Annotated in this window: 24 protein-coding genes; 4 read left to right on the forward strand and 20 right to left on the reverse strand. The window is 65.2% G+C overall.

Annotated features, from left to right (window positions below):
- The 4 genes from RB623_RS14430 to napE are packed head-to-tail and all read right to left on the reverse strand — an operon-like array spanning position 1 to position 3,470.
- Positions 1 to 498 carry a nitrate reductase cytochrome c-type subunit gene (locus tag RB623_RS14430; protein WP_308057559.1) on the reverse strand — a complete coding sequence of 166 codons (498 nt, stop codon included), beginning with the start codon at positions 496 to 498 and terminating at the stop codon, positions 1 to 3.
- Entirely contained in the window at positions 471 to 2,972 is a 2,502-nt protein-coding gene (gene napA, locus RB623_RS14435) for a periplasmic nitrate reductase subunit alpha (RefSeq protein WP_308057560.1), read from the reverse strand. Before napA ends, RB623_RS14430 begins: the two co-directional genes overlap by 28 nt.
- Entirely contained in the window at positions 2,969 to 3,274 is a 306-nt protein-coding gene (locus RB623_RS14440) for a chaperone NapD (RefSeq protein WP_308057561.1), read from the reverse strand. The genes napA and RB623_RS14440 overlap by 4 nt, the downstream gene beginning before the upstream one ends.
- Positions 3,275 to 3,278: 4 nt before the next feature.
- Positions 3,279 to 3,470, reverse strand: coding sequence for a periplasmic nitrate reductase, NapE protein (gene napE / locus RB623_RS14445; protein WP_308057729.1), 192 nt, complete (start codon positions 3,468 to 3,470; stop codon positions 3,279 to 3,281).
- 617 nt (positions 3,471 to 4,087) lie between these two features.
- Between napE and RB623_RS14450 the strand changes: the two genes are divergently transcribed.
- Positions 4,088 to 4,816, forward strand: coding sequence for a Crp/Fnr family transcriptional regulator (locus RB623_RS14450; protein ID WP_308057731.1), 729 nt, complete (start codon positions 4,088 to 4,090; stop codon positions 4,814 to 4,816).
- Here RB623_RS14450 and RB623_RS14455 read toward each other — a convergent pair.
- The 3 genes from RB623_RS14455 to RB623_RS14465 form a co-directional block, all read right to left on the reverse strand.
- Positions 4,797 to 5,291 (reverse strand): hemerythrin domain-containing protein, encoded by a 495-nt coding sequence (locus RB623_RS14455; protein WP_308057562.1) that lies wholly within the window; start codon positions 5,289 to 5,291, stop codon positions 4,797 to 4,799. The genes RB623_RS14450 and RB623_RS14455 overlap by 20 nt on opposite strands.
- Positions 5,292 to 5,439: 148 nt before the next feature.
- Positions 5,440 to 6,453 (reverse strand): succinylglutamate desuccinylase/aspartoacylase family protein, encoded by a 1,014-nt coding sequence (locus RB623_RS14460; protein ID WP_308057563.1) that lies wholly within the window; start codon positions 6,451 to 6,453, stop codon positions 5,440 to 5,442.
- Positions 6,454 to 6,458: 5 nt separating this feature from the next.
- Entirely contained in the window at positions 6,459 to 6,803 is a 345-nt protein-coding gene (locus tag RB623_RS14465) for a RidA family protein (RefSeq protein ID WP_308057564.1), read from the reverse strand.
- Between the two features lie 144 nt (positions 6,804 to 6,947).
- Here RB623_RS14465 and RB623_RS14470 point away from each other — a divergent pair, with 144 nt between their 5' ends.
- A complete protein-coding gene (locus RB623_RS14470) occupies positions 6,948 to 7,874 on the forward strand; it encodes an amidohydrolase family protein (protein ID WP_308057565.1) in 927 nt (308 codons plus the stop codon).
- On the opposite strand, the gene RB623_RS14475 is transcribed toward RB623_RS14470, so the two are convergent.
- Genes RB623_RS14475 through RB623_RS14490 form a run of 4 tightly spaced genes read right to left on the reverse strand, consistent with a single transcriptional unit; the run spans position 7,860 to position 12,373 of the window.
- Complete coding sequence (locus tag RB623_RS14475) at positions 7,860 to 8,804, reverse strand: ABC transporter permease (RefSeq protein WP_374121679.1); 945 nt, start codon at positions 8,802 to 8,804, stop codon at positions 7,860 to 7,862. The genes RB623_RS14470 and RB623_RS14475 overlap by 15 nt on opposite strands.
- 17 nt (positions 8,805 to 8,821) lie before the next feature.
- On the reverse strand, positions 8,822 to 9,793 hold the full coding sequence (locus tag RB623_RS14480; RefSeq protein WP_308057567.1) for an ABC transporter permease: 972 nt from the start codon (positions 9,791 to 9,793) through the stop codon (positions 8,822 to 8,824).
- Positions 9,790 to 11,298 carry a sugar ABC transporter ATP-binding protein gene (locus RB623_RS14485; protein ID WP_308057568.1) on the reverse strand — a complete coding sequence of 503 codons (1,509 nt, stop codon included), beginning with the start codon at positions 11,296 to 11,298 and terminating at the stop codon, positions 9,790 to 9,792. Before RB623_RS14485 ends, RB623_RS14480 begins: the two co-directional genes overlap by 4 nt.
- A gap of 19 nt (positions 11,299 to 11,317) precedes the next feature.
- Positions 11,318 to 12,373, reverse strand: coding sequence for an ABC transporter substrate-binding protein (locus RB623_RS14490; protein ID WP_308057569.1), 1,056 nt, complete (start codon positions 12,371 to 12,373; stop codon positions 11,318 to 11,320).
- Positions 12,374 to 12,619: 246 nt separating this feature from the next.
- Between RB623_RS14490 and RB623_RS14495 the strand changes: the two genes are divergently transcribed.
- Positions 12,620 to 13,420 carry an IclR family transcriptional regulator gene (locus RB623_RS14495; protein WP_308057570.1) on the forward strand — a complete coding sequence of 267 codons (801 nt, stop codon included), beginning with the start codon at positions 12,620 to 12,622 and terminating at the stop codon, positions 13,418 to 13,420.
- Between the two features lie 151 nt (positions 13,421 to 13,571).
- On the opposite strand, the gene RB623_RS14500 is transcribed toward RB623_RS14495, so the two are convergent.
- The 8 genes from RB623_RS14500 to RB623_RS14535 all read right to left on the reverse strand — a co-directional run bounded on the left by RB623_RS14500 (position 13,572) and on the right by RB623_RS14535 (position 21,474).
- A complete protein-coding gene (locus tag RB623_RS14500; RefSeq protein WP_308057571.1) occupies positions 13,572 to 14,336 on the reverse strand; it encodes an SDR family oxidoreductase in 765 nt (254 codons plus the stop codon).
- Positions 14,337 to 14,672: 336 nt separating this feature from the next.
- Entirely contained in the window at positions 14,673 to 15,197 is a 525-nt protein-coding gene (msrA, locus tag RB623_RS14505; protein ID WP_308057572.1) for a peptide-methionine (S)-S-oxide reductase MsrA, read from the reverse strand.
- A 133-nt stretch (positions 15,198 to 15,330) separates the two neighbouring features.
- Positions 15,331 to 16,407 (reverse strand): sn-glycerol-3-phosphate ABC transporter ATP-binding protein UgpC, encoded by a 1,077-nt coding sequence (locus tag RB623_RS14510; protein ID WP_308057573.1) that lies wholly within the window; start codon positions 16,405 to 16,407, stop codon positions 15,331 to 15,333.
- Between the two features lie 5 nt (positions 16,408 to 16,412).
- The gene (locus RB623_RS14515; RefSeq protein WP_308057574.1) at positions 16,413 to 17,243 is read right to left on the reverse strand and encodes a carbohydrate ABC transporter permease; all 831 of its coding nucleotides are present in this window, start codon (positions 17,241 to 17,243) and stop codon (positions 16,413 to 16,415) included.
- A gap of 5 nt (positions 17,244 to 17,248) precedes the next feature.
- Entirely contained in the window at positions 17,249 to 18,181 is a 933-nt protein-coding gene (locus RB623_RS14520; RefSeq protein WP_308057575.1) for a sugar ABC transporter permease, read from the reverse strand.
- Positions 18,182 to 18,283: 102 nt separating this feature from the next.
- Positions 18,284 to 19,546, reverse strand: a complete 1,263-nt coding sequence (locus RB623_RS14525; RefSeq protein WP_308057576.1) for a sugar ABC transporter substrate-binding protein — start codon at positions 19,544 to 19,546, stop codon at positions 18,284 to 18,286.
- Between the two features lie 36 nt (positions 19,547 to 19,582).
- Positions 19,583 to 20,764, reverse strand: a complete 1,182-nt coding sequence (locus tag RB623_RS14530) for a PLP-dependent transferase (protein WP_308057577.1) — start codon at positions 20,762 to 20,764, stop codon at positions 19,583 to 19,585.
- Entirely contained in the window at positions 20,761 to 21,474 is a 714-nt protein-coding gene (locus tag RB623_RS14535; protein WP_308057578.1) for a FadR/GntR family transcriptional regulator, read from the reverse strand. The genes RB623_RS14530 and RB623_RS14535 overlap by 4 nt, the downstream gene beginning before the upstream one ends.
- A 374-nt stretch (positions 21,475 to 21,848) precedes the next feature.
- Between RB623_RS14535 and RB623_RS14540 the strand changes: the two genes are divergently transcribed.
- On the forward strand, positions 21,849 to 22,280 hold the full coding sequence (locus RB623_RS14540; protein ID WP_308057579.1) for a hypothetical protein: 432 nt from the start codon (positions 21,849 to 21,851) through the stop codon (positions 22,278 to 22,280).
- Between the two features lie 21 nt (positions 22,281 to 22,301).
- Here the strand turns inward: RB623_RS14540 and RB623_RS14545 are convergent, their stop codons facing one another.
- On the reverse strand, positions 22,302 to 23,492 hold the full coding sequence (locus RB623_RS14545) for a hypothetical protein (protein WP_308057580.1): 1,191 nt from the start codon (positions 23,490 to 23,492) through the stop codon (positions 22,302 to 22,304).
- Positions 23,493 to 23,699: the final 207 nt, after the last annotated feature.

The following is a 23,699-nucleotide window of genomic DNA, read 5'->3' on the forward strand; positions in this document are numbered from 1 at the left end:
CTACTGGTCTCCCGCGTGGCCGACGCCCAGCTTGCTCATGTCGGTGAAGGTGTTGCCGACGAGCGGCGGGGCGGCGGCCTGCGGCACGTGGCAGGCGGTGCAGAAATAGCGCCGGGGCGAGACGTCGGCCAGCATCTGTCCCTCGCGGGTGGCGTAGTGCGTGACGCTGATCATCGGGGCGCCCGACCCTTGCGTGAACTCGCGCTTGTGGCAAGACAGGCACCGGTTCGTGTTGACGGAAAGCTGGTAGCCTTCGATCGAATGCGGGATGACGGGCGGCTGATCGGGATAGGCGCGCATCTGTCTGATATCGTCGACCGTCCACTTTGGCGTCGGGACGGCCGGAAGGTCCTCCATGGGCTGCTCCGCCCCGGTGAGCGGCGGGACGATCTCAGCCGACATCTGCGCCAGCGCCGCCGTGCCAATGACGAACAGCGCCCCGGCGACGAGCGCGACGCGCGTCCGGCGCGTCAGACGGGGACGACCTTGACCGCGCATTTCTTGAAATCCGTCTGCTTGGAGATGGGATCGGTGGCGTCGAGGGTAACCTTGTTGATGAGCTTGCTGGCGTCGAACCAGGGCACGAACACAACGCCGCGCGGCATTCGGTTGCGTCCCCGGGTTTCGACGCGGACCCTGATCTCGCCGCGCCGCGAGACGACGCGGACCTCGGCTCCCTGGTTGATCCTGCGTCGCCGCGCGTCGTCGGCATTCATGAAGCACACCGCGCCCGGGAACGCCCTGTAGAGTTCGGGAACGCGCATGGTCATCGACCCGGAGTGCCAGTGCTCGAGCACCCGTCCGGTCACCAGCCAGACGTCGTATTCTTCATCCGGCGACTCCGCGGGCGGTTCGTAGGGCACGGCGAGAATGACAGCCTTGCCGTCCGGCCTGCCGTAGAACTTCACACCCTCGCCAGGCTTCACGTAGGGATCGAGCCCCTCGCGGTAGCGCCACTTCGTCTCCTTGCCGTCGACGACAGGCCAGCGAAGCCCCCGCACCTGATGATAGACGTCGTAAGGCGCGAGGTCGTGACCGTGGCCGCGGCCGAACTCCGCATATTCCTCGAAAAGGCCCTTCTGGAGATAGAAGCCGAATTCGCGCGATTCCCGGTTCTCGTACTCGCCGTCGAGGTCGGCGAGCGGGAAGCGGTCGACCTTGCCGTTCCGGAACAGCACGTCGAACAGGGTCTTGCCCTTGTAATTCGGATTGGCGTTCAGGAGGTCGGCTGGCCAGACCTCTTCCGTCGTAAAGCGTTTCGAGAACTCGACGAGCTGCCAAAGGTCGGAGCGCGCCTCGCCGGGCGCGTTCACCAGTTGATGCCAGACATGCGTCCGGCGTTCGGCGTTGCCGTAAGCCCCCTCCTTCTCCACCCACATGGCCGCGGGCAGGATCACGTCCGCCGAAAGCGCGGTGACGGTCGGATAAGCATCGGAGACCACGATGAAGTTGTCGGGGTTGCGGTAGCCCGGATAGGTCTCGTTGCTGTTGTTGGGCGCGGCCTGAACGTTGTTGTTGACCTGGACCCAGTAGAAGTTGAGCTTGCCGTCCTTCAGCATGCGGTCCTGCTCGACGGCGTGGAAGCCGGGCTTTTCCGGCAGCAGCCCATGTGGCAGCCGCCAGATCTCCTCGGCGTGCTTCCGGTGCTCGGGGTTTGTGACCACCATGTCCGCCGGAAGGCGATGGGCGAAAGTGCCGACCTCGCGCGCGGTTCCGCAGGCCGACGGCTGCCCGGTCAGCGAGAACGGGCTGTTGCCCGGCTCCGATATCTTCCCGGTCAGGAGGTGGAGATTGTAGACCATCTGGTTGGCCCACACGCCGCGGACGTGCTGGTTGAAGCCCATGGTCCAGAGCGACATCACCTTGACGTCCGGATTGGCGTAGAGCTCCGCCAATTCCTCGAGGAACGCGGGCTCGACCCCGGACAGTTTCGAGACCATGTCGAGCGTATAGTCCGCAACCATCGTCTTGAATGCTTCGAAGTCGATCGGTTCCGTTTTTCCCGGGTCGGCCGCGCCTTTCGCCGCCATCTCGACGGGATTGTCGGGCCTGAGCCCGTAGCCGATGTCGGTCGCGCCGCTCATGAACACCGCATGGTCGCGCACGAAGGCTTCGTTGACACGGCCGGTCTGGATGATGTGGTTGGCGATGTAGTTCAGGATCGCCAGGTCCGTGCCCGGCTTGAAGACGACCGGGATGTCGGCGAGATCCATCGACCGGTGCGTGAAGGTCGAAAGCACCGCGCAGCGCACGTGCGGATGGCCGAGCCTGCGGTCCGCCACGCGCGTCCACAGGATCGGATGCATCTCCGCCATGTTCGACCCCCACAGCACGAACGCGTCCGCATGCTCGAAGTCGTCGTAGCAGCCCATCGGCTCGTCCATGCCGAAGGTGCGCATGAAGGCGACCGCGGCGGACGCCATGCAGTGGCGCGCGTTGGGATCGAGGTTGTTCGACCGGAAGCCGCCTCGCATCAGCTTGGTGGCCGCATAACCCTCGAAAATCGTCCACTGGCCGGAGCCGAACATCCCAACGGCCTCCGGACCCTTTTCCCGGAGCACCGCCTTGCACTTCTCGGCCATGAGATCGAAGGCCTCGTCCCAGGAGACCGGCTCGAACTCCCCGTCCTTGTCGTAGGCGCCGTTCCGCTTGCGCATGAGCGGCGTGGTCAGGCGGTCCTCGCCATACATGATCTTGGAGAGGAAATAGCCCTTCACGCAGTTGAGGCCGCGGTTGACCTCCGCCTGCATGTCGCCGTGGGTGGCGACGACGTGGCCGTCCTTCACCCCGACCATCACGCCGCAGCCGGTGCCGCAGAAGCGGCAAGGCGCTTTGGACCACTTGATCTCCAGCGCCTCGACCCCGCCGGGAACCGGCTGCGCGCTGGCGGGAAGCGCTATTCCCGCCGACGCCGCGGCGAGCGACGCCGCATGCGCCTTCAGCAGATCGCGACGGTTGATCTTTGCCGTCATGGCTCCAGATCCTCCCCTTGCTCGATGTGCTCGAAGACCATGTTGGCCGAGATCACGCCGTCCATCATCGAGATGGTGGTCAATGTTTCTCCCAGCATACCGCTGCTCGGACCTTCGATGGTGACGACGATCCGGCTGCCGTCCCCCGCGTGAACCTCCACGCCAGGCATCGCGGCGAGACGGCCGCCGATCTCGTCCCTTCGCGCGGGAAGCGCGACGACCACGGCGCTCGAAATGTGGTGTGGAACGTGAACACGGCCCTTGAGGACAGACCGCCGGTCGATGTTCGGAACATCCCGCATCGGTTCAACCTCCCGGCGGGCCAGGCGGCCCGAACACGATCTGGTACATCCAGACAAGGAAACCATAGCCGCCGACGACGCCGACCGCGACGACGGGCCATATGCCGAATGCGAGGATGAAGAAGGCCAGCAGTTCCCGTCGCCTTGCCTTCGCGCGTGCCGCGCGGGAAAGCGCCTGCTGGCTGTCCTGGGTCATGACCACCTCATGTGCCTTGGACATACGGACGCACCGTCAATCTGGAGCGTTGTAGAAACGCTACCGCGTTCGTGAACATAATCAAGGTCTTTTCGAACCCTGCGGATTTCTATGTTAATTGGCAGGGTTGAAGAAGCGAACACAGTGCATCCGCTTCCCTGGAGAATCGGACTGGAAGTGCGAGGGTTGCCGTCATAGGTTGCAATGGCGAGACGACTGAAAAGGAGCTCGATATGTCCAAATCCATCCTGCTGCTCATTGCAGCCGCCTTGCTCGCTTCGGCAGGTTGCCAGGCCACGTCCACGGCAGACGGCTACAAGGCTGACAACTGCGGCATGGTCGGCGCCTCGTGCTCGAGGAACAGCAGGGCCGGGACCTAGTATGCGTCCAGCCCGCGCCGAGCGCCGTGCGAGGATTTTGCGACCCATGTAAAGCTCCATGCGGAAGCCTTATCCGTTGGCGGACGGAATGGCCTTGATCAGGATCAAAAGCCGCCGCACCAGCATCTCGCTGGCCGCCGTGTTTCCCGTGGTCTCCATGCGGCAATATGCGAGGTCGTATCCCGGCCGCCTGCGCTGGCGTTCTCGGTCGCAGTGTCCGATATTGACGGCAGCACCATGGATACCGACCGCAAGGACATTCACAACTCCGACATTCCCGTGCTCTGCCGGAGTTGTGACGCCCGGCACAAGGGCATGTGTGGCGCGCTCGATTCGGCCGAACTCGTCGCGCTATCGCGCCATACGCGCATCGTCCGGCACGCGGCCGGCGACGAACTCGCTGCCGAGAGCGAGCCGACCGAATCCTATGCGAACGTCATGCGAGGGGTCGTCAAGCTCACCAAGGTGCTGGAAGACGGCCGCCAGCAGATCGTCGGACTTCAGTTCGCTCCCGACTTCCTTGGCCGTCTCTTCGCTCGGGAGAGCGCGGTGACCGCCGAGGCCGCGTCGGAGGTGGATCTCTGCCGCGTGCCGAAGGGCGCGCTGGAGCGGCTTGTGGCCGCCAATCCCAGGCTGGAGCACCGGCTGATGCAGCAGACGCTCCGGGAACTCGACGAAGCACGCGAATGGATGGTCACGCTTGGACGGAAGACCGCGGCGGAGAAGGTCGCAAGCTTCCTGTACCTCATCGCGACCCACCTCGATCCCTCGGCAGACGCAAACGCCAAGGGTCGCAAGTTCGACCTGCCGCTGACGCGCGGAGACATCGCCGACTTCCTTGGGCTGACGCTCGAGACGGTCTCGAGGCAATTGTCCAGACTTCGCGCGGACAAGGTCATCGCGATCACCGCGGTGACACGCGTGGAGGTGGCCGATCTGGAGCGGCTCAGGAAGCGCTGCGGCTGACCGGGCGGACCAGCGCCAGCAGAGGAACAAGGATTTCCTTCTCGAATGCCACGTGCCGCCTGACGCCTTCAAAGAAGGCTCGCAGCAAGTAGCCGACGGCGTCCGCCGTCATCACGGGCTCGCCGCGTCCGAAGGCGAGCAGTGCGTCGTGGATCTCCTCCGCGAAGCAAAGGTCGGATTGGTGCTCGAAACGAAGCCGTTCCAGTGTCGCCGGCACGTCGGGCACGCGCCCGGCGAGGGAGCCTAGCGGGTCGAAGAGCAGCGCCTCCTCGATCTCGTGCGTGGACACGACAAGCGGATAGACCGCGCGCGCCAGATGCAGGCAATGCTGACGGTCGGCGCCGGACGGAAGGCGGTCCGCCAGCGCTTCCAACTCGTCGCAAAGCAGGAGCTGCATGTCATGGCACCTCATGACTATGCTAGTCTCCCTGTCATTGCCGAGGCCCTGCGTCATGGATGCTCCCCCCGGCCGCATCGTCGCGTCCGATACTGCCGAGAGCTATTCGAGAATCGCGCGAGCCGCTTTGATCCTGATCAATCACGGCCTCTGCGGAGACGTGGCCAAAGCGGTGACATGGGCTTTCCGGAAGCGCGTGAGCCGGTCGACTCGGTACCCATTGCGGTCAGGTCTCGTCCACCAGTTCTGCCGCCTGAATGAGACAGTCGCCCGCTTCGCACATCGTGTGAAGGCGCCGCGAAATGACGATGCCCGGTTCGGCGAAACGCAGCTCCTCCTCCGCGACATCCAGCCGTTCGAGGTCATGGTACCAGCCCGCGAGTTGGCCGGCGGCAACCAGGTCGCCGAGCCGCACGGCGGGTTCGAACCAGCCGCGGCGCGTGGCGTAGATTCCCTGGCTGTGCCGGGTCAGTGACATCATCCGCATCGGTCCGGAAGCGGATTGGCGTTCGCCGAGCACCGGTCCTTCGACGATACCCAGGGCCACGAGCAGGTTGTCGATGGTGCGCGCGGTGATCGCCATGCTGTCCACGGTCGCCGTGCCGCCGCCGCCGAACTCCCCGCTCAGCCCGATGACACCGGCGCGCCGGGCGGCGCCAAGCGATGTCGGGGCTGCCGCGCCGTTGTCGGCGACGAACCCATGCGGCATGCCGAGCGCCTTCATCAGCGCCATCGTGCGTTGATGGCGGCCGGCATCCTCGTCCCGCTCGATAAGGGCAACCGGCAAATGCTCCATCGACGTTCCGCCGGAGTGGATGTCGAAGACGACGTCGTGCCGCGGAAAGAGTTCATTCTCCAGAAAGCAGGCCAGCCGGCTGGTGGGGCGACCCTTGGCGTCGCCGGGGAAAGCGCGGTTCAGATTGCCGTCGTCGAGCGGCGAGCGGCGCCTTGCTGCCATCACGGCCGGCGCGTTCGCCATGGGCAGGATGGTGACGCGCCCCCGGATTTTGGCGGGGTCGAGGTGGCGGATCAGCCGCGCCAGCGCCAGTTCGCCCTCATACTCGTCGCCATGATTGCCGGCCATCAGCAGCACAGACGGGCCATCCCCATTGCGGACGACACAGATCGGCACTTTCACCTGGAAATAGGGGGAGCGGTCGATCGAGAACGGTATGCTCAGATAGTCGAGCACCTTGCCGTCGCGTTCGAGATCCAGCCGATGGACGAGCCCTGTGTGCATGGCGCTCAGACCGCCGCCACGGCAGTGATCTCGATGCGCAGGTCGGGATCGGCCAGCCGCGCCTCGACGCAGGCGCGCGCCGGCACCCGCTCGGGGTCGACCCAGGCGTCGTAGACGCGGTTCATGGCCTCGAAGTCGCCGATCTGCGGCAGGAAGACGTTGACCGCGACCAGCTTCGACTTGCTGGTGCCAGCCTCCGCCAGCAGCGCTTCGATCTTGGCCAGCACATCCCTGGTCTGCGCCTCGATGCCGGCCTTGCGGTCGTTGGCAACTTGTCCGGCGATGTGCACGAGGCCGCCATAGGCCACCGCCTGCGACATGCGCGGGCCCGACTGGTAGTATTTTATCATAAGGGAACCTTTCCGTTTTTCTTTCGATGAGGCCAGTCGGGGAAACGGCTCGGAAAGCCAATCGTCCGATGTTATCTCTTCGCACGCCCGGGCAGCCGGCAGCCTGCGCGAAAGTCTGTCCGCAACCATCGGCGAGGATTTCCCGTGACCACCTATTCCGGCCCGATCATCGACGCTCATCATCATCTGTGGGACCTGCGGCTCGGCCGGCATCCCTGGCTGAGCGCGGCGGCCGCCGAGCGCGGCGGGCTCGGCGACCTCGCCCCGCTCCGCCAGGACTACCTGCCGCGCGACTATCTGCACGATGCCGCACGCCACAACGTGGTCGCCACCGTGCATGTCGAGGCGGGCTGGGCAAGCGACGACTGCCTTGGCGAAACGCGCTGGCTGGAAACCCTCGACAAGGCGGACGGGGTTGCCGCGCGCTATGTCGCTCAGGTGCCGCTGGCGTCGCCCGACGCGCCCGCCCTTGTCGAGGCGCAGGCCGCCTTCGATCGCGTCGTGGGCATTCGCGACATATTGAGCTGGGACCCCGATCCCGCCCGGCGCTTCGCCGCGCGCGATGGCATCATGGATGAGCCCGCATGGCGGGCGGGCCTGGCGCACCTTCGGCAGCACGATCTGGTCTTTGACCTTATGGTGTTTCCGCGTCAGCTTGCCGGCGCGGCGCGGCTCGCGGCGGACTTCCCCGAGCAGCAGTTCGTCCTCAATCATTGCGGCAGCCCGATCGATCGCGACGCGGAAGGCATGCGGCGCTGGCGGGACGGCCTGAGGGAACTCGCGCGCCGGGAAAATGTCGCGGTGAAGGTCTCCGACCTTGTCGCCTACGATCATGACTGGAGCCTCGGCAGCCTGACGCCGGTCGTCATGCATTGCATCGACTGCTTCGGGTCTGACCGGGCGATGTTCGCCAGCGACTTTCCGGTCGCGCGGCTGCATGCTTCCTTCGACGACGTGTATGACAGTTTCAAAACCATCGCCTCGCCTCTGTCCGGGGACGAGCAGGGCGCGCTGTTCTTCGGCACGGCCAAACGGATCTATCGCCTGGATGCGCTTTCATCGGCGGGCTGATTCTCTGCCGGACAGGAGCAGCAGCCCGAGGATCAGGGACCCGAACAGGATGCTGCGCCAGCCCGGCGACGCGTTGACCACGGTGATCAGCGCCGTGATGGTCACGAGCAGCAGCGCGCCGGGCATGGTTCCGGCATAGGTTCCGAGGCCGCCGAGAATCGAGGTGCCGCCGAGCACGACGGCAGCGATCGAGGCAAGCAGATACGGGTCGCCGATGCCGACGTAACCTTGCCCGTTCATGCCGAGCACCAGCACGCCGGCCAGTCCCGCCGTGAAGCCGCTTATGCCGTAGACAGCGATCGTCGTGGCGTTGACCGGCACCCCCGAAAGCGCCGCGGCGAGCGGGTTTGCACCGAGCGCGAAGATGCGCGCGCCGAACGCAGTCGCGTGCATGACCACGAGCACTGCTGCCGAGATGGCGAGCCATAGCAGTATGCCGACCGGAATTCCCGCCGGCCGCGCATTGCCGAGCCAGGTGACCAGCGGGTTGTCGAGGCTGATCGCCGTGCCGCCGGCGATGAGGATGAGCAATCCCTGCAGGAAGGTCGCCATGGCGAGCGTCATGATCATCGGGTGGACGCGCAGGAAGGCGACGCCGAGCCCGTTGGCGAGCCCGATCGCCGTTGACAATGCGAGCGTTGCCAGCACTGCCGACATCCCGGTTGGATCGCCGGGCAACGACAGGAGCGGCAGGGCGACGGCACTGACCGTGACGATCGCCGCCACCGACAGATCGATGCCGCCGGCGACGACAACGAACGTCTGCCCCGCCGCGACAAGGCCGATCACCGCTGCGAGTTCGACCAGGTAGCGCAGATGGCCGAAGGCCCCGAAGCCGCGCATGGTGACGCCGGCGACGATCCAGACCGCCGCCACGACGGCAACCGTCAGGAACGGCCTGCTGCGCAGGATCGCCGACACGCGCGGCATGACGGAACCGGCAGCGCTCATCGTTTCAGCCTCCGCAATTGCGGCAACGCCACCGCGCCGATGATGATCAGGCCCTGCGCGACATATTGCGCGACCGGTGTGAAGCCGAGAAAGAACATGACGCTGATCATCAGGCTGAGCAGCAGGCTGCCTGCGATCGCGCCGCGCATCGTGCCCTGACCGCCGAGGAAACCGATGCCGCCGAGCACGGCCGCCGCGATGGAGTTCAGCGTGAACGCAGTGCCGATTACCGGATCGCCCGAGCCCGTCTGGGCGGCGACGAACAGCCCGGCGCCGGTCGACAACAGGCCGCTGATCGCATAGGCGGCGATGCGCGCTGCGTCGACGGGCACGCCGGAACGATAGGCTCCGACCGGATTATCGCCCGCCGCGTAGAGCCCGAGCCCCAGCGGCGTCGCTAGATAGAGCTTCCACAGGAGCGCGACGGCCAGGAGCAGGACGAATGCCGTCGGCGTGTTGCCGGCGAGCAGGTCCGACAACCAGCCGGGAACCGCGCCGCCCGGCCGCGGCAGGATAAGCAGGGCGGCGCCGCCGACGATGAAGGAGCCGGCCAGCGTGACCACGATCGCCGGCAATCTGAGCTTGACCACGATCAAGCCAGTTGCTGCGCCGAACCCCAGGCCAGCGAGAGCGACCACTACGCTGCCGCCGGCAACGCCGAGCGGACCCGACATGGTCGTCGCCGCGATCACCGCGCCAAGACTGACGGTGGCGCCGATCGCCAGGCTGATGCCGCCCGTCAGCATCAGCAGCGCCTGCGCCATCGCGACCAGCGCCAGGGGAAACCAGCTTTGGGTGAATTTGGAAAAGCCGGAAAGCGTGAACAGGCCGGGGAACAGCACGCCATAGGCTATGGCGAACAGCAGCACCACGACGAACAGGCCGCCCAGGCCGGCATTGCGGTTTGCCTGCACCGGCCAGTAGAGCGGGATCGTCCGCCCGCCCTCGGTATCGGTGGTCGCGCTCATGCGGCTTGCCTCCGCCTTTCGGCGCCGACGGCGGCCGCGACGATCGCCTCCTCGCTCAGTTCGCCGTGGTCCAGCATGGCGACCAGCCGGCCTTCGCGCATGACCGCGACGCGGTCGCAGACATGGACCAGTTCCGGCGTGTCCGAACTCAAGAGCACCACGGCCTTTCCCGCCGCCGCGAACTGGCGCAGCATGATGTAGATCTCGCGCTTGGTCTCGACATCGACGCCTCGGGTCGGATCGTTGAGCAGCAGCACCAGCGGGTCGTGCGGCATCCATTTCGCCAGCGCCACCTTCTGCTGGTTGCCGCCCGACAAGGCCTGTGCCTGCCGCGCGGGATCGCCCTTGATGGCGAAGCGGGCGGCGAGTTCGCGCACCGTCTCGCGCTCGGCGGAACGGTGGCGCAACGTCAGCGCCGGCAGTCGGGCGAAGGCCGGCAGCAGCAGGTTGGTCGCGATCGAATGGATGAGATGCAGGCCCTCGCGCTTGCGGTCGGCGGGCACATAGGCAAGACCGAGCGCATTCGCCTTCGGCGGGCTGGAAGGCAGCGCCGGGGCGCCGTTGACACTTGCTGTAGTGGCCTTCGCGGGAATGGCCCCGTATATCCCGAGCAGCAGGTCTTCCTGACCTTGCCCGACCAGCCCGCCTATGCCCAGCACCTCTCCGGTGCGGATGTCGAGATCGATGTCACGCGCGAGACCGGCCGAGAAGCCGTTCACTGAAACGACGTCGCTTGCCGATGGCGAACGTTGCCAGCGTGGAAACAGGTCGCCGGGGTCGCGTCCGACCATCAGGCGCACCAGCCCGTCCGCGTCGGTTCCGGCGAGCGGTCGGTCGGCGGTGACACCGCCGTCTTTCAGCACCGTGACGTGCTGGCAGAGCGCCATCACCTCGTTCAGCCGGTGCGAGATGTAGAGGATCGCAACCCCCTCCGCCCTGAGCCTGACGAGCAGTGCGGTGAGGATGGCGGTCTCGGTGGCCGATAGCGACGACGTCGGCTCGTCCAGGATCAGCGCCCGAGGCTTGCGGTAGAGTGCCTTGGCGATCTCGACCATCTGCCGGCGGCCGAGCGGGAGCGTGCCAACCGGGGTCGACAGCGCCTCGTCCAGCCCCACCAGCGCACAGACGGACTTGGCTCTGTCGGCCAACGCCCGGTAGTCGATCATGCCGAAACGGCGCGGATAGTCGCCGAGCCCGATGTTCTCGGCGATGGACAGGCTGGCGGTAAGGCTGAGTTCCTGCTGGACCACCGCAATCCCGGCTTGCCGCGCCTCCGGCGGCGTTATCCGCGCCGCCGCGCGCCCGTCGATCTCGACGCTGCCGCCATCCGCCGGCAAGGCGCCAGACAGAATGTTGATCAGCGTCGACTTGCCGGCGCCGTTCTCACCGAGCAGCGCATGCACGCGGCCAGGCAGGAGGGCGATGGAGACGTCGCGCAGCACGGGGTTGCCGAAGAAAGACTTCGACACCCCGCGGGCAGCCAGGACCGGTGCCGCATCCGTCACTTGGGTTCGGCCCTTGCGATTATTGCTGCGCGAGCAGCTTGTCGAACAGGGCCTGGTCGTAAGGCGAGTAGATGTAGCCGTCCGCCGGGAAATCCTTGGCGCGGGCCAGATATTCGTCGATGTTGGAGTTGTCGATGACCGGCAGCGGGACCTTCACGAAGGCCGGCACGTCCTTGCCTTCGAGCGCCTGTACGGCGACGTAGGTCGCGAAGGCGCCGAGCCAGTTCGGCTGCATCGTCGCCCAGGACTTCAGCCCCTTCTCCTTCCACAGTTCCAGGAACTGCCGGGCATTCTCGCCAGAAATCGGCACCTGCTCGCGACCCTGCTTGTCGAGCGCCAGCACGGCGCCCGCCGAAAGCGCCCCGCCCAGCGACAGGATGCCGTCGATCTCCGGATTGGCGAAGAGCAGGCTGGTGACCGCTTCCTGCGCCGGCGCGACGTTGTAGGGTGTGTTCGTCTCGGCGAGAACGGTGACGTTGTCCTTGTTGGCGTCCAGCACGGGCTGGGCGCCCTTGCGGCGGTCGTCGCTGACCGAGATGCCGGCCGGGCCGTTCAGCACAAGGATCTTGCCCTTGCCGCCCATGGAATCGATCAGGAATTTCGCGGCCTGCTCGCCCCACTGGGCGGAGTCCGTGTTGACCTTGGCGGTGACGTCGTCGGTGTCGACTAGGCTGTCGAAGTTGATGATCGCGATGCCCTTCGCGCAGGCGTCGGCTAGCACGCGCGCCGGCGCGGACGAGGAGCCGGCGATCAGGATGATGGCGTCGACGTCGGAATCGATCATCGACTGGATCTGCTGGATCTGCGTGTTGGCGTCGCCCTGCGCGTCGGTGACGACGAGCTTATCAACCAGGCCCTTCTTTTTCAGTTCCTCGACCTGCGCCTCGATCGTTCCCTGCGTCTGCTTCATCCAGGTCGGCACGGAATAGATGTTGGCCCAGCCGATCGTATAGGGCGCCTTGCGATCGCCCTTGATGCATTTTGCGGCCGCTTCGGCCTGCGAGCCGGCGCCGATGCTCAGCAGAAGGCCGAGGCAAAGGGCACTGGCGGATGCGAAAATCGATGCTCTCGTCATGACTGTTGTTCCCCTTTTTCAGTTGCAGCGCGGCGCGCGCCATCCCGACAATAAATCCGCCGGTTTCCGTGTCGCGGAAATCGCCTCGATCTCGTCTGGGCCTGCTTGCGCCAGGGCTTGTTTTTGTCCAATATTTCAGACAATGTGTCTGTATATCGGACAAAATGGATGCTAGACCCGGTCTTGACAGTTTTCAAGCGCCTTGAGACGAGGAGCCGGAAAAATGAATGCGGCGAGCAGGATTTCATGACGAAGGACACGATCGCACTCGGCGAGCCCGATGCCGGCCGCGAGGCACGCGGCGGCGAGCGCAAGCGCGGCATCGACCGGGTCATCATGCTGCTCGAGGCCCTGCTCAAGCATCGTTCGCCGGCGCGCGTCGGCGACATCGCCAAGATGATCAACGCGCCGCGCTCCACCACCTACGAGATCGTCAACAGCCTGCTCGATGCCGAGATGCTGGAGACCGTCGGTTCGGATGGCCATGTCTATTTCGGCCGCGCCATGCATCTGTTCGGCTGGGCTTACAGCCACCACAACGCACATTACCGCCGCATCATCGAGACGATGGACGCCATGGCGTCGGAGACCGGCGAAACGGTGCAGCTCTGCGGTCTGCGCGGCAACAAATATGTCGTGCTCGACTGCCGCGACTCGCCGGGTCCGTTCCGCATCTCCAGCGATGTTGGCGTCGAGGTGCCGATCCCGTGGACGGCTTCGGGCCGCTTGCTGCTCGGCCACATGAGCGACGAGGAAGTGCGCGCCTTCGTGCCGAAGCAGGACTACCGCCTGCCCGACGGCCGCGTGATCTCCGAGGCTGGTTTCCTGGCCGACATCGCAACGTCGCGGGCGCAAGGCTTCAGCGAGACGTCGGCGCTCGCCGACCGCTTCACCTGGTGCATGGCCGCGCCCATTCGCGACCGGTCCGGCGCGATAACGCGGACACTATGCCTGGTGCTGCCGGTCGACACGCCGGAGGCGCGGCGCGGCGAACTGCTGTCGCAGTTGCGCGATCGGGCGAGGGGACTTTCGCTCGAAGGCAACTGACGGCGGCGGCAGCGAAGCCGACGGAATGCCAAGGGCCTAGCCCTGAGACGTGTCGGCTATCGGCGGTCTGAGCGGTGATGTTGGCGGCATCACCGCTGGCCGGCAAGACGACAACCCCTCCGAAATGCTTCCTTTCTCAGTGGTGCGTCCGCTACCAGCAGACGAACCCGCCATCGGCTATGAGATCGATGCCGGTCACGAAAGATGCTGCGCGGCTCGCGAGGAAGACGGTCGGACCGACCATCTCCTCCGGCGTTGCCATTCTGCCCATCGGTGTGTCGCGCTCGAAAATCTTCACCTGCTCGGCCACTTCCGGCCGGCGGTTCATCGGCGTGAGCGTGTAGCCCGGGCTGAGTACATTGACGCGCAGGCCGCGGCCCGACCACTCCATCGCCAGGCTCTTCGACATGTGGATCACCGCCGCCTTGGACGAGTTGTAGTGGGCCTGTAGCAAGCCGCGATTGACGATGCTGCCGGACATCGAGGCGACGTTGACGATCGAGCCTTTGCGGCGTGGCAGCATGACGCGCGCCTCCGCCTGGCACGAGAGGAAGACGCCGCTGACATTGATCTCGTAGAGCTGTTCCCAGGTTTCGCGCGGCATGGATTCGGCGGCGTGCGCTCCGCCTATGCCGGCATTGTTGACGGCGACTGTCAGCGCGCCAAGTTCCTTTTCGATGCGCTCGACGGCGTCTGCGAGATCGACCTCCGAAGTCACCGAGCCGGTAATCGCAAGCGCCTTGCGGCCAAGCGCGGCGATGCTTGCCGCCGTCTCGTCAAGTCCACCTTTCGAGGGATGGCCAAAACAGGCGACGTCGGCTCCGGCTTCCGCGAGCCCGATTGCGATCGCTTGGCCGATGCCGCTGCCGGCGCCGGTAACCAGCGCAACATCGCCATCCAGTCTGAACAGGTCCATGGATGATTCCCTCCCAACCCCCTTGGTTCGAAAGGACGGTGCGCCAGCAGGGAGTGGACTGGCGCCCCGGCGCGTTCGAGTGCTCGAAGGAATTGCCTCTCGCGTTTATTCTCCCGGCTCGTCGCCCACCCATCATGGCGACGCTGCTCGTCTGGCCCGGTCGACGATGCCGCGCTGCCGTCATCGGGACAGCAGAATGATCCGCCGCCGCGCAAATCGAAAGACTTTTTGTCTGGGGAGTTTTCGAAGACGGTTGATGCGTGCCGCCGCGGCGCCGGTGACGCCGCGGCGGCGGACCTCATGTCTGCCAAACGCCGCCAGGATCAGCGGACACGATCACACGGCGCGGCGGATTTCCGCGCGCTTTGGCAGCTTCCAGTTCGGCCGTGGGAAATGGCAGGTATAGCCATTGGGATATCGCTCCAGATAGTCCTGGTGCTCCGGCTCGGCTTCCCAGAAATCGCTGGCCGGCGTCACCTCGGTCACCACCTTGCCGGGCCAGATGCCTGAGGCGTCGACATCGGCGATGGCGTCTTCCGCGACGCGTTTTTGCTCTTCGTTCGTATGGAAGATTGCCGAGCGGTAGCTTGCGCCGACATCGTTGCCCTGGCGATTGCGTGTCGTCGGATCGTGAATCTGGAAGAAGAATTCCAGCAGGTCGCGGTAGTTGATCCTTTTCGGATCGAACACGATCTCGATTGCCTCGGCGTGGCTGCCGTGGTTGCGATAGGTGGCGTTCGGCACGTCGCCGCCTGTGTAGCCGACGCGAGTCGAAATCACTCCGGGATAGCGGCGGATCAGGTCCTGCATGCCCCAAAAGCAGCCGCCGGCAAGCACTGCGCGTTCGCTCGTGACAGTCATATGTCTCTCCTCGCTATTGGCTTTCCCGGGATATAGGCATGGTGCCCGTCCATTTTCAGGTGAACGGCAGGCGTCGGATCAATTTCCGACCTATCGCGCCTCCCTGGGGAGCAAGGCGACATCGCCCCAAGACTTATTGCGTTGCGCGGTTTCCTTGATGGTCGAACACGTGCAGGTGCTGCTGTGGGAAAGAAACCGTCACCGTGGGGCCAGCCATCAGCGCCTCGCGATCGAGGGTGAAGACGTTGAACGGCAGCCCGTGCAGGCCGAGATGCAGGATGATGCCGAAGCCGGTCGGCTCGATCAGGTCCACCGTCGCTTGCAGGCCGCCCGGCGTGGCCGGCACCATCGCGACATGCTCCGGCCGGATGCCGAGCGTAATCGGTGCGCCTTCCTCGATCAGGTAAGTCGCAGGCAATTCGATCAGCGTGCCGTCCGACAGCCGTGCGGCGCCTTTGCCGTCTCTGGCTTCGTAGCGCGCCGAGAGAAAATTCATTGCCGGCGAGCCGATAAAGCCAGCCACGAACAGATTGGCCGGGCGGTCGTAGAGCTCCAGCGGGCTGCCGACCTGCTGCACCACGCCGGCATGCATGGCGACGATGCGGTCGGCCAGCGTCATCGCCTCGATCTGGTCGTGCGTGACGTAGATCGAGGTCGCGCCGAGGTCCTTGTGCAGCTTCTTGATCTCGGCTCGCATCTGCTCGCGCAGCCGCGCGTCGAGGTTCGACAATGGCTCGTCGAACAGGAAGGCTTTCGGCTGCCGCACGATGGCCCGGCCCATGGCGACGCGCTGGCGCTGGCCACCGGACAGCGCCTTCGGCCGCCTTTCGAGCAGCGGTTGCAGCCCGAGCTTGCCGGCAGCATTGCTGACTGCCGCTTCGATCTTGTCTTTCGCGGCTTTCCTCAGCCGAAGGCTGTAACTCATGTTCTGCGCGACGTTCATGTGCGGGTAGAGCGCATAGGACTGGAACACCATGGCGATGTCGCGGTCCTTGGGCGCGCGCTCGTTGACGCGCGCGCCGTCGATCCTGATCTCTCCGGCCGTAACCTCCTCCAGCCCGGCGATCATGCGCAGCAGCGTTGACTTGCCGCAGCCGGACGGCCCAACCAGCACGACGAACTCGCCGTCGCCGATTGCTAGGTCGACGCCGTGCAGCACCTGGACGATGCCGAAGTCCTTGCGCACATTGCTGATGTCGATGGATGCCATGAGCGTCAGCCTTTCACAGCGCCGGCCGTGAGGCCCTGGACGAGATAGCGCTGGATGAACAGGAAGAAGAGGCAGGCCGGGATCAGCGCCAGCACGCCGGCCGCCATCATCTGCCCGAAATCGACCGAGAATTTCGACACGAAGGTGAGCAGACCGACCGGGAAGGTGGCGGCGTCGTTGCCGGAGATCAGCATCAGTGCGAAGAGCAACTCGCTCCAGGCCGCGGTGAAGACGAAGCCCAGCGTCGCCGCGATGCCGGGCAGGGTCAGCGGCAGGATGATCTGGCGGAACGCCATGAACTGCGTGGCGCCGTCGATCTTGGCAGCTTCCTCCAGATCTTTCGGGATGCCGTCGAAGAAGGACTGCATCAGGAAAGTCGCGAAGGGGATGTTGAAAGCCGTGTAGACGATGATCAAGCCGGTCAAACTGTTGGTGAGCCCCAGCGGCGAGAGCATCTTGAAGATCGGCGCGACCAGCATCACCAGCGGGAACATCTGCGTGAGCAAGAGCAGCGCCACCAGCCAGTATTTGCCGCGAAAATTGAAGCGAGACAGCGCGTAGCCGGAGAGCGAGGCAAGCACCGTCACGATGAAGGCGGTGGTGCCGGCCACTATCAGGCTGTTGCGGAAGAAGATCGGGAAGGAACTGTGTGCCAGCACGAAATTGAAATGCTCGAAGCCGGTGCGCGATGGCCACAGCCTTATGCCTTCCGAATAGAGCAGGTCGTTCGGCGTGACCGAGACCTTCAGCAGCCAGAACAGCGGGAAAAGCGCGAACACCACATAGGCCAGGATCGCGAGACGGTGCAGCACGGTGCCGAGGAGCGAGGCGTTCAAGAGCGTCACCCCCGGTCCATCATCATCTGGCGCAGGATGATGATCAGCATCGAATAGGCGAGCAGCAGCACCAGCAGCACCAGCGCGATCGCCGAGGCATAGCCGAAGTCGAGCGCCTTGAAGGCCTGCGTGAAGATGTAGCTCGCCACGATCTGCGTGCGGTCGGCCGGCCCGCCATTGGTCATAACGATGATCAGGTCGGCGAAGTTGGATATCCAGACCGTGCGCAACAGAACCGTGATGGCGATGGTCGGCGCCAGGAAGGGCAGGGTGATCGAGGTGAAGCGGCGCACCGCGCCCGCGCCGTCGATCGCCGCGGCCTCATAGAGATCCCGCGGGATCGCCTGCAGCGCGGCCAGCATGGTGATGGCGAAGAACGGGATGCCCCACCAGACATTGGCGGCGATCGGCCCCCACATGGCCAGCCGCGGATCGGAGAGGATGTTGGCCGGTTCGCTCATCAGCCCCAGTGCGTAGAACCAGTGCGGCAGCGGCCCGATCACCGGGTTGAACAGCCATGCCCAATTGAGGCCTGTGAGGAAGGTCGGAACGGCCCAGGGCAGGAATACGAGCGCCTGCACCAGCGCGCGGCCGGCGAACGGTTTGTCGAGCAGCAGCGCCAGGATCAGCCCGAACGCGAATTGCAGGAACACCGACGCGCCGGTCCACCACAGCGTGTTGCGCAGCGCCCGGTAGAAATTGTCGTCGCCGTAGAGGGTACGAAAATGGTCGAGTCCGACGAAACCGCCGGAGAATGGTTTCAAGAGCTGCACGTCGCGAAAAGCGTAGGACAGGCCGAGCGCCAGCGGCACCAGCATGATCGTGACGATCAGGATGAGCGCTGGCGCTGCGTAGAGGTAGGGCTCGGCGCGCCGCGCCATCCGGTCGAAAAGCGACCGACCGGGCGGCGGTGAAAGGCTCGCGGTGGCGATGGCCATCGGGTGAAGCTTCGTCTCAAGGATTGATCGGCCGGCGGGCGATCAGCCGGAGCCGCCCGCCATGACGGCGGACGGCTCCGGCTGCAGCGCGGTCCGCCGCGGCTAAGGCTTCTTGGCCAGGAACTTCTGCTGCGCCTTGGTCAGGTACTCGGCCCACTGGTCGGCCAGTTGCTGGGGCGTGATGTCGCCGAGCAGCGCCTGCTGCGTGGTCTTGATGGCGAGCGAGTCCTTGAAGAAGGCGAATTCCTCCAGATAGGTCGGCATCACGGTCAGCACGATGTCCGGATCGGCCAGTTCCTCGAACCAGCCCTTGAACTGGTCGCCGGCGTAGAACGGGTCCTTCTCGGCCGACTTGTGCACGGGCAGGGCGCCGGTGCGCTTGTTCCACTCGACGTTGCCTTCCGGCCCCTCGAGCGTCTCGATCAGCTTCCAGGAGAGGTCCTTGTTCTGGCTCGCCGCCATCATCGACCAGCCGGCGAAGCCGATGGTGGTGAAGGCCTTGCCGCCCGGACCTTTCGGCATCTTGGTGACGCCGAAATCCTCCGGCTTCATGCGTTGGGCGATGGCGATCAGCGCGTCCGGGTCCTGGTCGAGCATGGCGCAGGTGCCGGTGTAGAAGCCGGCGACGATCTCGTTAAAGCCCCAATTGACGCTGTCCTTCGGCGCCAGCCCGTTCTTGTAGAGGTCGATCACCCAGGTCAGGCCCTTCACCCAGCCCTCGCTGTTCATGGTCGAGGCGCCGTCGTCGTTGAAGAACTTGTTGGAGCCGGCCATGGTCGCGCCGAACATTACCCAGCCGTTGAGGCCGCCCGGCCCGCCGCGCAGGCAGTAGCCGTATTTGCCCGGCAGCTTGGCGACCTTTTCGGAAGCCGCCACGAACTCGTCCATCGTCTTCGGCGGCTCGGCGACGCCGGCCTCCTGGAACAGCTTCTTGTTGTAGAACATCGCCCGGAGATAGAAGCCGTAGGGCAGCATGTAGGCGGTGTCGTTGACGTCGCGGCCGAGTTCCAGCGCGCGCTCGGTCAGGCCCGCAGTATGTTCCCATTTGGCCAGATACGGCTCGAGACTCTCGAGCAGGCCGTTGTTGGCGGATAGCGACAGCCAGGTGTCGGGCATCTCCATGACATCCGGCAGTTCGCCGGCCGACACCATGGTGGCGAATTTCTGGAACGCCTCGCCCCACGGCAACGAGATGATCTCGACCTTGGTGCCGGGGTTGGCGGCCTCGAACTTTCCGACGATCGACTTCAGCGTCTCGGTGCGCTCGGGGCTGGTGATCACCTCGACCAGCTTCAGCGTCGTGTCGGCAAGCGCGGTCGTCGACATCAGCGCGGTGGCGATTGCGGCGAGCAGGAGCTTTTTCATTTCCGTTCCCTTTGTCGGTTGCTCATTGTCGGTTGCTCATTTCTTGTCGTTGGAAGAAGCGGCCGCGATCGCCGCTTCCAGGTCACTCCACAACGCCTCGGTTCCCTCGAGGCCGACATGGAGACGCACGGACCGCGGATGGACGCCGAACGCCATCGCGGAATTGGGTTGGGCTTTCTGCTGCAGCACCACCTCGCCGGGCACGACCAGGCTCTCGTGGCCGCCCCAGGAGACGCCGAGCTTGAACAGGTTCAGGCGGTCGGCGAAGCCGCGGATGTCGACGCCTTCGCGGAAGATGAAAGAAAACAGGCCGGACGTGCCGGTGAGCCCCGGTGGCAGCCGGTTGGCGAGGCCCGGATGGCAGATCTTTTCGACCAGCGGATGCTCGGCGAGGCGCTTGGCGACCGTGAGCCCGGCAGCCTGGTGGGCGCGCATGCGCACCGGCAGCGTGCGCAGGCCGCGGATCAGCAGCCAGGCGTCGAACGGCGACAGCTTGCCGCCGAGATAGGGGTACGCCTCGGCGCGGATGCGGCCGACGAGTTCCTTCGAGCCGGCCACCACGCCGGCAACGACGTCGCTGTGGCCGCCGAGATATTTCGAGGCCGAGTGCACGACCATATCGACACCGAGCGTCAGCGGCCGCTGGAAGATCGGGCTTGCCCAACTGTTGTCGATGATGCTCGGGATGCCCTGCGCTTTCGCCAGCGCGGCCAGTGCGCCGACATCGTGCGCCTCCATCACCCAGCTTGTCGGGCTCTCCATGTAAAACAGCTTTGCGCCGGGCAGCGCTCTGGCGACCGCCTCTTCGTCGCGGCCGTCGACATAGGTCACCTCGACGCGCATGCGTTTCAGCAGCGTGCCGAACAGCCGGAAGGCGTCCGGGTAAACGTGCTTCACCGCGACGATGCGGTCGCCCGGCTCGACGAAGGAAAGCACGGCGGAGGAGATCGCCGACATGCCGCTGGCAAAACCGATGGCGTCCTCGCCGCCTTCCAGTTTCGCCAGCATCTCCTCGAACATGCGCACGGTCGGGTTCAGTCCGCGCGTGTAGGTCGGGCGCACCTTCTCGCCGCGATAGGTGGCGAGCATCTCGTCATAGTCCTTGAAGGTGAACAGCGAGGTCTGCACGATCGGCGGCACCACCGCGTCGAAGGCGTTGCCCTCGTCATGCGCGCCGATCAGCGAGGCCTCGTCGAAGAAGTCGGCCCTGTCGTTCATTTCGACATTTCCACGATATCCTCCTCGACGACGCGCAGGATCTCCAGCGTCTTCGCCCGCGCCAGCTCCGCGTCCTGCGCGACGATCGCGTCGAACAGTTCGCGGTGGTACGGGAAGGAGCGGCGTGCGAAATCGATCCGGTCGAACGGATGGTCCCAGAAGCGCTCGAACAATCCACGCATCTGCTCCAGAAACTGCCGGAACAGCGGGTTGTGGGTGGCGTCGTAGATGGCGAGGTGGAAGGCGAGGTCTTCCGGCCCCGACGTGCCCTTGGCGAGGTGCACGCGCTCCATCTCGTCGAGCTTTTCCTCGATCGTTCCGATGTCGGCCCTGGTGCGTCGCCGCGCCGCGACCATGCTCGCCTCGGCTTCGATGCCGCGCCGCACCTCCAGCGTCTGCAAAAGCGCATCGCGCAACTCGGCTGCGTCGAAGGAAAGCGGCATGTGGATCGTGCCAGCCGAGATCGGCTTCAAGAGATAGGTGCCGCTGCCCTTGCGGGTCTCGGTCACGCCGAGTGCCTCGAAACGGCCGAGGGCCTCGCGGATGGTCGAGCGGCCTACAGACAGCGCCGCCATCAGCTCGCGCTCGGTCGGCAGCCTGTCGCCGGCCTTCAAAGCGGCGCGATCGACATAGTCTGCCAGCGCATGCATGACCTGCTTGCCGCGGTCGATTGAGGGAAGCGGCGTGATCGCCACGCGCGCATCCTGCATCGACGATGGCTCGTCATCCGCACGCACGGCGCTACGCAAGAAATTGGTCTGACATCCTAGCAATTTGTCGTGCGGCCGATGTTTAGTCAAGCCGGCAGTTGGCGCTTCGATCTGGCGGACGGCTCCGATCTGCGAAATCCGCACTGCCGCTTTTGCCAGCGGCGTCTCGAGCGAGGCGGCGATGAAATGGCCCTTGGTTCCGACATCTTGCGGGCGGCGGCCGTGTAATACCGGCACGCGCAGACGATGGAAGCGGCGAGGTAGACGGCAACCCCTTGGCAAGAAGATTGAAAGCAGATTGGAAGCAAACAATTGCGACGAAAAGAGATAGCGGGTAGAACATCAAATGTTAAATTGACCGTAAGGAGTAGGCCATGAGCAGACCTTTGATCCTGTTGGCTGGCGCCATCCTGACGCTAACATCTGTGTCGTCCGCTGCGCCGGTTATGCAACCGCTGAAGATCTCCAAGGAATGCAGCCAGTACACCGGCGATACCCCGAGCTTCTGCACCATTACGGAATCGAATCTCGCGGCGATCCCGGTGGGCACCAAGATCCTCTACTATGGGCCGGTGACAAGCAATCCCAATTTCGGCAGCAGCACGGCGGTCATCGCCGTCGGAAACGGCGACTCGGCGGTCGGGTACTGCGTCACCTACGACACGGCCAGCCCGCCGCTCGGAACCTGTGCGTTCCATGCCGGCAGCGGGACGCTCGCCGGGTTCCAGGCGGTCGTCAAGGTGACGGTCGATGACAAGCAGATCTGGCACTGGGACGGAGGCTACCTGCTTGGCGCCACCAAGTGAGTACGAAAGAATTCGTGGCGCTCAAGTGACCGGCAGGCCGTCGACCGCCTTGCGCACCCAGTCCAGCCGCTTTTGCGGGATCAGTCCGTAATTGTAGAAGTTGATGCCGTCCGCCCCCGCCGCGACGGCGGCGCGGGCTCGCGCGGCCAGTTCGCCGCCGGAGTGGAACTCCGGATAGAACACGCGGAACCCGGCGCCCAGGTACTTGTCGGGTCCCAGTGCTGCCCGCCCTTCCCGCATCAGCGCGTCGACGGCGTCCGGCTGCATGAAGTAGCAGCACAGGATCGCGCCGTCGCACAATGCGCCGACGGCCTCGAGGTCGACACCGCCCAGCCAGCCGTCCTTGAGGTCGATCAGGACGATGCGTGTGGCGGGGTCGGCGCGCTCGCGGATCTCGCCGATCAGGCTGGTCACCGGCTCGGTGCGCCAGATGAGAAAGTCGTGGAGAGCGGCGTGGCGGCTGAATGCGCCGATGCCCGCCATGGGAAAATCCGGGAACTGCGCCTGCGGCACCTCGCGTTCGCACATGGCGGCGATCAGCTCCGCGACAATTTTGCGCGCCGCCTCGGCGTCGACACCTGCCTGCCGGGCGCGTGCCATGCAGTGAGGACAGAAGCAGAGCGAAAGCAGAAAATCGTCCTCGGCCAGCATGCCGACGCCGTCCTTCTCGTGGTGGAACTCATGCGCGAAACCCATGAAGTTCGGGCTTTCGAGCTCCAGCATGTCGGGCCGGTAGCGGCGGGTCACCTCCTCCACCATGGTCACGACGTAGTCGCGCGAGGCCGGGCTGGAAGGGCAGAGGTTGTAATAGTTCGGATTGCCGAAGGCGTTGCGCGTCACATGACCGGGATGAAGCATGCCGAGCCGGGTGTTGTGCAGGCACACCGTCCAGCACGAAACCTTCACGCCGCCGGCTTCGCGCTGGCGCACAAGCAGGTCCAGCATGTCGCCGCGCTCGGCCACGTTCCGCGCCATCAGCGGGCGGATCTCCTTGCCGGTCCAGCGCGCCTCGTCCGGGCGATAGTAGACCGTGCCGTCCTCCGGAAAGTACGCCTTCTGGGAAGGGCTGCGCGGCTGGAGGAAGCGGCCCGCATGGTAGGAGGTGGCGAGGCTGATTGTGTTCAGTCCGGCGCGGGCGGAGAGGTCGGCGACGGTGCGTTCGATCCCCTGGTCCTGGATGTCCCAGGGATAGGCCCACATGGAAAGATGCATCGTCGCTCGTCTCCTGCTCTCTGGTCCGATCAAGGGCCCGGGCCCGTATGCCGATTGGCGGCAAAACGCCGGAGGAGGTGAGCCGCGGCAGCCGAGGCAAGCCCAGCTCCGACGCCATGACACGTCCGGCAGATGCCGGTGTATGGCGTGACAGATTGGCTTGTCCAGAACTGACTCTTGATGATCTCGACAGCTCCGTAGGATTTT

The sequence above is a fragment of the Mesorhizobium sp. LHD-90 genome, from assembly GCF_030929505.1.
Classification (GTDB): Bacteria; Pseudomonadota; Alphaproteobacteria; order Rhizobiales; family Rhizobiaceae; genus Kumtagia.